2 protein-coding genes are annotated in these 828 nt (G+C 60.0%); one reads left to right on the top strand and one right to left on the bottom strand.

Annotation, left to right across the window (positions count from 1 at the left end):
- A partial coding sequence (locus tag EN939_RS36335; protein WP_127272065.1) for an alpha/beta fold hydrolase occupies positions 1-339 on the bottom strand: 339 nt, incomplete at its 3' end.
- Positions 340-480: 141 nt separating this feature from the next.
- Here EN939_RS36335 and EN939_RS36330 point away from each other — a divergent pair.
- On the top strand, positions 481-828 hold a 348-nt coding region (locus tag EN939_RS36330), incomplete at its 3' end, for an ABATE domain-containing protein (RefSeq protein ID WP_245473312.1).

Here is an 828-nt window from a genome sequence, read left to right as displayed (position 1 = left end):
GCCGACAGGCGTGCCGAAGTCAGTGATGTAGAGGAAGAATCGCTGGATGCCGAGGGCCTCGACGAAGGCTTCGATCGTGTTGGCCAGGTTCTCGAACGTGTAGTCATAGGCATCGATGGAAGGGGCGGACGAAAAGCCGAAACCGGGCAGGTCCGGCGCCACCACATAGGCTGTGTCCGCCAGCGGTTCGATGACATTGCGATAGACGTGCGACGAAGTCGGATATCCGTGCAGCAGCAGGATTGCCGGTCTGCCCGGGTCGCCGGCGTGTCGGTAGAAGATGTCGAGGCCGTCGACATTGATGGTCTCGTGGCGGGTCTTGTAACGATTGCTGCACATCCTCTCTCTCCCAGTGGTCCGCGCCGACCTGGCGGTGCTATGGGTTTGACACCACATATCCCTGTGATAGTGGTTACATCATGTAACCGTATAATGCGGTTGATGAGGTTATGTTCCATGGGCGATGCATACACCGAATGGGTGCCGGATCACTTCATCGGCGGGCATCCCGCTTTGGACCTGTCGAATGCCGTGTTCGACCGGCGGGCGCCGGCAGCAAACAATGAACTCTTCAAATCCGTCCAGGATGTTGCGAACTGGTTCAGCGCCTCAGGGCTTGCCGACGATCGCCAGGCGCAGGCCGTTGCCGAGATAGCGGATGGGCGGTTCGTGGAAGGGGTCCGCGAAATGCGGGAGGCGTCATTTCAGGTTTTCGAGCCAATCGCCGCGGGTAAACCGTCTGCGGCCGAACCGCTTGGCGTGTTGTTCTCGCGCACGGCAAGCTCGCTTGCCGCCGGCTCTATCGAACTGGATGGCACCAGACCGAAG

This window comes from Mesorhizobium sp. M7A.F.Ca.CA.002.05.1.1 (assembly GCF_003998335.1).
GTDB lineage: Bacteria > Pseudomonadota > Alphaproteobacteria > Rhizobiales > Rhizobiaceae > Mesorhizobium.
This window is presented reverse-complemented; position numbering and strand designations above follow the sequence as displayed.